Annotated in this window: 6 protein-coding genes and 1 pseudogene; all 7 read left to right on the forward strand. The window is 48.2% G+C overall.

Going from position 1 to position 7,029, the window contains the following annotated elements; all coding sequences use genetic code 11:
* The first annotated feature begins 4 nt into the window (after positions 1-4).
* On the forward strand, positions 5-1,510 hold the full coding sequence (locus Q4A14_RS05475; protein ID WP_303170524.1) for a RagB/SusD family nutrient uptake outer membrane protein: 1,506 nt from the start codon (positions 5-7) through the stop codon (positions 1,508-1,510).
* A 47-nt stretch (positions 1,511-1,557) separates the two neighbouring features.
* On the forward strand, positions 1,558-2,547 hold the full coding sequence (locus Q4A14_RS05480) for a putative zinc-binding metallopeptidase (protein ID WP_303170525.1): 990 nt from the start codon (positions 1,558-1,560) through the stop codon (positions 2,545-2,547).
* Positions 2,548-2,552: 5 nt separating this feature from the next.
* A complete protein-coding gene (locus Q4A14_RS05485; RefSeq protein ID WP_303170527.1) occupies positions 2,553-3,557 on the forward strand; it encodes a DUF4302 domain-containing protein in 1,005 nt (334 codons plus the stop codon).
* A gap of 29 nt (positions 3,558-3,586) precedes the next feature.
* Positions 3,587-4,210 (forward strand): hypothetical protein, encoded by a 624-nt coding sequence (locus Q4A14_RS05490; protein WP_303170529.1) that lies wholly within the window; start codon positions 3,587-3,589, stop codon positions 4,208-4,210.
* Positions 4,211-4,225: 15 nt separating this feature from the next.
* The gene (locus Q4A14_RS05495; protein ID WP_303170530.1) at positions 4,226-5,416 is read left to right on the forward strand and encodes a DUF4856 domain-containing protein; all 1,191 of its coding nucleotides are present in this window, start codon (positions 4,226-4,228) and stop codon (positions 5,414-5,416) included.
* A gap of 11 nt (positions 5,417-5,427) precedes the next feature.
* Positions 5,428-6,525, forward strand: coding sequence for a hypothetical protein (locus tag Q4A14_RS05500; protein WP_303170531.1), 1,098 nt, complete (start codon positions 5,428-5,430; stop codon positions 6,523-6,525).
* A gap of 28 nt (positions 6,526-6,553) precedes the next feature.
* Positions 6,554-7,029: pseudogene (locus Q4A14_RS05505) on the forward strand (hypothetical protein); the annotation flags it as partial.

Raw genomic sequence — 7,029 nt, forward strand, 5'->3', positions numbered from 1 at the left:
GGTCATGAAGAAAATACTTTCTATAATAACCGTCGCACTCTTATTCAGTGCGTGTCAGGACTTTCTGGGGACCAACCCCGACTCTTCGCTCGATGTCAAGATCGATAGTGAAGACAAAATAGCCGAACTCCTCACAGGGGCTTATCCCGATGCGAGTTACTTTGCATTCCTCGAAGCTCGTACAGACAATGTCGATGAACGTGTCAATGGGGTACACACCCGTCTCAACGAGGCAATGTACTTCTGGGAAGACTACGACCACGAGGACCTCGATACTCCTCTCAACTATTGGAATGCGTGCTACAGAGGTATCGCGCAAGCTAATAAGGCCCTGGAACTCCTTGCCGAATACCCCAAGACCGAGCGTGTAAAGGCTCTATATGGGGAGGCTTTCCTCCTCCGTGCTTACCTGCACTTCATGCTCGTCAATATATGGGCAGAGCCTTATGGTACTGCCAAGGCAGCAGTGGCTCCGGGTATCCCTTACCTTACCCGCCCCGAAAAGCATGCTTTGGTAGACTACAAGCGTGGCACGGTGAAGGAGGTCTACGACAATATCGAGAAAGATCTCAAGTTGGGTATTACTCTTGTAAACGACAAGTATTATACCCAACCGAAGTTCCACTTCAACAAGAAAGCTGCTTATGCTTTCGCCTCTCGTTTCTATCTGATGAAGGGTGAGTGGCAACTCGTGGTGGACTATTCGAACTATATACTCGGACATGACCCGGGCAAGAACCTCCGCAACTGGGTTCGTTACGAACGTGAACTTGGCTTTAATCGTGTGGGGCTATCCCGAAGATATTCCGATCCTGAGGAGCCTGCAAACCTCCTCCTCTCGTCTACCGAATCCCGTATCGCTCGTAATAATCCGACAGAGAAGTACGGAGTAACTTTTAACTCAATGGACGCGATCTTCAACAACAAAGGAGTGGAGGGTTGTGATAACTTCAAGAAAGCCAACATGGCTTCTCTTTTCCTTTTCAATGCGACAAAAGCTCCGATATCAGACGCTCATTACATATCGAAGTTTGATGAGCTGTCTCTGCACGGGCAGGATGGCACAAAGCCTAAAGGGCTCTATGTGACAAACGTCCTATTCTCGACAGACGAAGTCATGCTCAACCGCATGGAAGCATACGCTATGCTGAGAGAGTACGAACGCTCTGTCGATGACTTGCTCATATACATGAAAGCCAAGCACAATATGGAACCCGCTTGCTCAAGACTTGACTACACATGGACAAGCAGCAGCAACTATAACATTTATACACCATTCTATGGAATGACGATCAAGCAGCTAGCTCTCATAAAGATCATCACAGACTTCCGCCAGAAGGAGTTTGTACACGAAGGCCTGAGGTGGTTTGACCTCCGCAGATTCTACATGTCTGTGAATCGCAACTCAAAGAGTCCTCTGTATCGCCCTCTACGTAAGGAAGACCCTCGGAAGCTGCTCCAGATCCCGGTAGAAGCTATAAACAGAGGCTTAGAGCCCAATCCAAGATGATATGGCATAAGCGACTTTGATAACTACAAGCAAAAAAGTAAGGCATTATGATCAAGAATATCAAAATACTATCCTTTGCTCTCCTCTCTGCTCTCGCAGTCTCAGGCTGTAACAAGGAAAAGCTATCCGATGTGAGTGTGGTAGACAGCAATGCTGTACAACGACAATACACGGAGCTGGACAAGTGGATCAAGGAAAACCTCACACTCCCTTATGGCATTGAGGTCATTTATCGTTGGGAACGCAATTCTGCTCAGCCAGGCAGCTTCACCTACCCACCCAAAATCGAAAACATAAAAGCGGTACTGGAGACAGTCAAGCACTTGTGGATAGACTTATACACGAGAGAAGATTTTGGAGGGAAGGACTTCATGGCAGGTAAAGCGCCTATCAAGATGCACATGTACGGAGGAAAAAATGTGGACAGATATGGCTTTGAGCTATTGTCCAACTCTACGGCTTCCGGCTCAGAGATGTATATATACAACGTCAATGAGTTCGATCCCAAAGACCCAAGCAAGGTCTATGCGCTGATGAGAAGTGTTCATCACCAGTTCGCCAGACGTCTTTCAGAACTATTCAATTACGACAGAGATCTCTTCCTATCGATCAGTCAGAATAGATATATTTCATCTACAGGAGACTTCCTATCTACTGTCCAAAAGGGCATCTACGATCGCAATAGGATCTTTTCGCTCTCAGAGTATGCTCACAAGAGAGGCTTCCTTACCCTGAACTCCATGCTCTCGACCCAAGATGATTTTGCAGAGCTCATCAGTGCGATGATCATGCACACGTCCAAGGAGATAAGACAAGCTGTCAAAATCTCTCTGGTACCATACCCATCCAATGACAACCCGGAGGAAAGGCAAAAAGCTCTTGAAGAAGCCAAGCAAGCGCACCATGAGCTGACAACAAAAATAGAGTTTGTCACCGAATACTTTCGCAAGAATATAGGTCTACATATAGGCAGATTTCAGCTTGCCAGCAACAAACTCATAAGAGCACATTTATCCAACGAAGAAATAAGCGAATAAGAGAGATGAAGACATACGGAATTTACGCACTGCTGACCTTTGTAGTACTCTTCTCGTCATGTAAGGAAGAAGGAGCCTTTTCACACTCTCCTTCAGAAAGGAGTGCACTAAGTATCTCGACGCTTCGTAAGGAGCTTACAGAGACTCCGCACGGATGGAAGGTAACCTACTTCTCCAAGACGGACTCCCTGATCTTCGCCGATCTCAATGCGAAGATAGTAGAAACAAGGTATGAGCAGGAGTATGGTGTCGGGGGACATTATTTTCACATGAAATTTGATCCCAAAGGGACTGTACAGATACGTGCGGACTACGACGAAACCTCGGCCTCCAAAATTCAAGAGAGTGAGTATGAGATCAAGCAAAACACCTTTACCCAGTTGAGTTTTACGACATATAACTATCTTCATAAGTTGGTGGATGACACATTCTCCGCCTCCCCGGACTTTCTCTATATTGGAAAGGACCTGGACGGCAATCTCAGATTTAGGACTCCTTCCTATTTTGAGTCTGCCGGAGAGTACATTCTCTTTGAGAAAGTCACTTCACCCGAAGAGGAACAGAGCCTTGTATCAACAGCCTTGGCCAACAGGCTCTTCTTTGAGGGCATGCGTTACCCACAGATCAAGATACACAAAGGGGATCGGGTCTATTTTGACAGCAATTACTTCTTCAAGTACGATGATTCGTTTGCAACATGGATCAAAAAGAGCAGTCAGAAAAGGTATAGAGTCTTCCTCTACAACAAAAGTCTCCTCAGGGAGAGGTTGGATTTGATCGGCTTGGGATCAGGGTATACCGGCACCGATAGGGGGCTGAGCTTCCAGACGGGGTTCAGATTCAATAAAACTTTTATCTTCAGAGACTTTGAGAGGGTCGGTGATCGCTTTGTCTGCGAGCTAGTACGTGTGTATGATCCCAAGACACGTATATGGAGATACAAGAGCAAACACCTTGCACCTGATGGCGAGCCCACCGGAATGATCGCAGAGATATGTAACAGAGAATAATTCCCTTGAGAACAACGAATAATACAGTCATGAGATATATATTTTTTGCATGTATACTCTTCATCCTATCATGCAACAGACACGAGCAAGATCCGACACAAGAAGACTACGAAAACCTCTTCCCTTTCACGGGTATAGACAAGCCGGAGAGCATAAAAGGTGACATGGTCGTAAGGCCTTGTGACCCCGATCTTGTCCTTGAGAACTATAAATATCCCGGGGATGAAGACGCAACGGAAGAAGATGAATATGAGGTAACGCTCACCTGCGAGTTCAACGAACTCGATAATGCAGGAGGATTCGTGAACAAACCCTCGGCCAGATATACAGTGTCCTATATCAATGAGCACAAAGAGCTGGTGGTGATTCCTTGCGAATCAGCCGCCCCATCTGATAACAATGACACTCATCATATTTCTCCGATGAGGAACGGCATCTCTAAGCAGATCAGATATAAAGTGCGTTCGGGCTTTCCGATGTACTTATCCGTCAATGGTGTAGGCCCTCGCAACTCCAATATCAAGGCGAGCATCAAGGCTGTCTCTACCGACGGGCTTGTAGAGATCCCGGCACTGAAGACCGAACAGTATCAAAATGAAGAGGGACCCAACAAACTCCGAAACCCCTACTGCGAATTCATTATTTTACCCTAAAGCATCGACACGCTAATGAAAATACAATGGCGATATACCATAGCCCTTGCCGGGCTTACCACTCTCTTGGGAGCATGCTCACATCACACATCAGGTGAGGTCGTAGAGAGTGCATATATGGAGCCCCTCTTTCCCGAACCCCGATATGCCTTCTCACGACAGGGTTACAGCAGCGTTGATACACAGGAGTGTGCCTTCATCAGCGAACCGCTCGACTATTTCTATGAGAGCGGACTCAAGGGGGCTCGTTTGGGCTCCACAGCTGACTTCAACAACTATATCGAGTATTACAGAGATGGAGAGTTTGGGGTCAGCCCGAGAGGCGAGATAGCGACATCGGAGTTTGCACAACCCATTCGTGAGCGCGTCCAAGACTACATGGACAACCTCATCGAGACCTCTGCGATCATAGGCGGAAAGGGAGCCGAAGACCCTGTCTTGCACCGTAGACAAGAAGCACAAAAGGGGCATACCGGCTATGTCGGGAAGCACATCGGAGACAAAGATATTTACTTCGTGGATGAGAAGGGATTTGTGGTCGCTGATATCTTCAAGTTTGCAATGATGGGAGCGATCTATCTCGACAAGGTCGTCAATGTCCATCTTGATGAGAAGACCCTCACCCAGCCCGAGACTCAGAGCAAGCACGAAGCCCTCACGATGCAGCCGGGACGCAACTACACAGCTCTCGAACACCATTGGGATCTGGCCTACGGCTACTATGCCTTCTGGAAGCCTCTCGCACAGGCCGAAGGCATACGGGTCATCAGAGACAGTGAGGACAAGATCTTCAGGGCATTTGTAGAAGGTCGGACAGTGATGGAGACCTTCAGGTACGAAGACATGTTGACACAGGCAAAGATCATCAAAGAAGAGCTTGCCAAGGTCATCATCGTACGTGCCACACACCTCCTGGTCGGAGAAAACACGCTTGTCAATCTCGATGAAAGACCTCAGTATGCCTTCCGATTTATCTCTCAAGCATGCGGGCTGATCTACGCCACACAGTTCTTGCGCAACGCCGAGGGCAAGCCCTACTTCTCCCATGACGAGGTAGAGGAGATGCTCAGTGACCTGAGAGAGGGTGACGGACTATGGGATGCCAAGAAGCTCCTCTCCGGCTCAGAGGTCAAAGGCTCTCTATCCAACATCGCAACACGTCTGTGTAAACCCATAGGGATTACACCGGAAGACATCAAAAAATAAGAAAAATCAAGATGATGAAAACCAAAATACTACTTATACTCACGACAATCCTTGCCCTCGGACACCCTTTCAGCCTCCGTGCCCAAGACAATCTTATCATAAACGGAGGATTTGAAAAATTCGTTGCCGGTGGTCTCAGCCAAAGACCCGAAGGGTGGGTCGTGCCCTACTCATTGTCTCCCGAACAAAAAGAGGGACAACGCCCCGGTGGAGATGGCAGCTATTACATGAGGATCTACACCAATAGTGGTAGCTTCTATACGCTCCACAATGCAGATGCCCCCAACCTCCCTGTCACAGAAGGCAAAGCCTACCGCCTTACCTTTTGGCACAGAGGCAACAAGTCCAATATAGCATACAATGTCAGGATGTCTTGGTACGAAGGCGACCAGCGTAAGGACACCTCCAAATACTTTGAGTTCAAGACCACCACATCGTGGCAAGAAGAAGAGGTCTACTTCCGAGTCCCTGAGGGTAAAGGGATCCATCGTGGAGAACTCGGATTCGCTATCAGGTCCAAAAGTGGAGGATCTATAGACTTTGACGATGTTGTGCTACAAGAGTTTGACGGAGAGATCCCTGAGCCTCTCACCCCTCCCACAAACATAAAAGCCGTACGGCACCAACGAGAGATAGAGCTCTCGTGGGATCCCGTCAACGATCCGAAGAGAACGTGGGAAGTCTTTATCGGTTCGCGTATGTTCACTGATATAAAGACAAACAGCTTCACTATAGAAAACTTAAATCCCGGCACCTCATACCTCGTAAGGATCCGTGCGGCACAAGGGGAAAAGAAGTCCGACTTCTCCGATCCCGTCAGATACACGACTGCTGCTCTCGAACGAGCAAAGGACGCTCCGGATCGCACCCCCTATCTCCGCACCGTAGAGCCCGTTGGCAACGTCAAACAACGCCGCATCAAGCCCTATTTCAACGATCTGGGGAGCAACAAAGCCACGATCACATACAGCCTCAACGGCACACCTGTGGAGCTCCAAGACGGGTATCTCGTCTTTCCCGGCAAGGGTTATCACCGTTTGGGTGTGACGATCGACGAAGGCGATGGGAAGAAGTGGAAATTGACTTATCGTATCTATGTTGTAAACTGATAATACCGAACCCTCGATAGCATACATCATGACAACGAAATCAATAACTCTATATACAATCCTTACAGTCCTTATGCTTATAGGTACTCAGGCCTGTAAAGAAGAGGGAAAGACCATCATCCCTGACATCCAAATAGGCAAAGGTGAGTCTCTGAAAGAGGTCTCGCTCCATCGCCGGACAGAGCGCAAAATCCTCCTGAGCGGAGGTAACGGCAAGTACAAGGTCAATATCCAAGACTCTCGCATCGCAGGTGTTTCGATCAGTAAGGACACGCTCAGGATCAAAGGTATCTTCGAGGGCGAGACCTTTGCGACGGTTACCTCTCACGACAAGAGAGCGCAGCTCAAGATCAGTGTCGTGCCCCCCAAGATCGGATTCAGTCACGACCACATAGAGATACATCCGAAGGACCATATCTTCCATGTCAGTCTCGCCGGAGGTGGCGAGCTTGTGACGCTGACAAAAGAGGACCCCGAAGACGTCATATCCTACAAGTGGGACGG

It is taken from the genome of Porphyromonas sp. (genome assembly GCF_030529325.1).
GTDB lineage: Bacteria > Bacteroidota > Bacteroidia > Bacteroidales > Porphyromonadaceae > Porphyromonas_A.

Bases quoted from the DNA above. Each gene is read 5' to 3' on its own strand.
- Q4A14_RS05475 (WP_303170524.1), top strand. From the start codon at position 5: ATGAAGAAAATACTTTCTATAATAACCGTCGCACTCTTATTCAGTGCG.
- Q4A14_RS05480 (WP_303170525.1), top strand. From the start codon at position 1,558: ATGATCAAGAATATCAAAATACTATCCTTTGCTCTCCTCTCTGCTCTC.
- Q4A14_RS05485 (WP_303170527.1), top strand. From the start codon at position 2,553: ATGAAGACATACGGAATTTACGCACTGCTGACCTTTGTAGTACTCTTC.
- Q4A14_RS05490 (WP_303170529.1), top strand. From the start codon at position 3,587: ATGAGATATATATTTTTTGCATGTATACTCTTCATCCTATCATGCAAC.
- Q4A14_RS05495 (WP_303170530.1), top strand. From the start codon at position 4,226: ATGAAAATACAATGGCGATATACCATAGCCCTTGCCGGGCTTACCACT.
- Q4A14_RS05500 (WP_303170531.1), top strand. From the start codon at position 5,428: ATGATGAAAACCAAAATACTACTTATACTCACGACAATCCTTGCCCTC.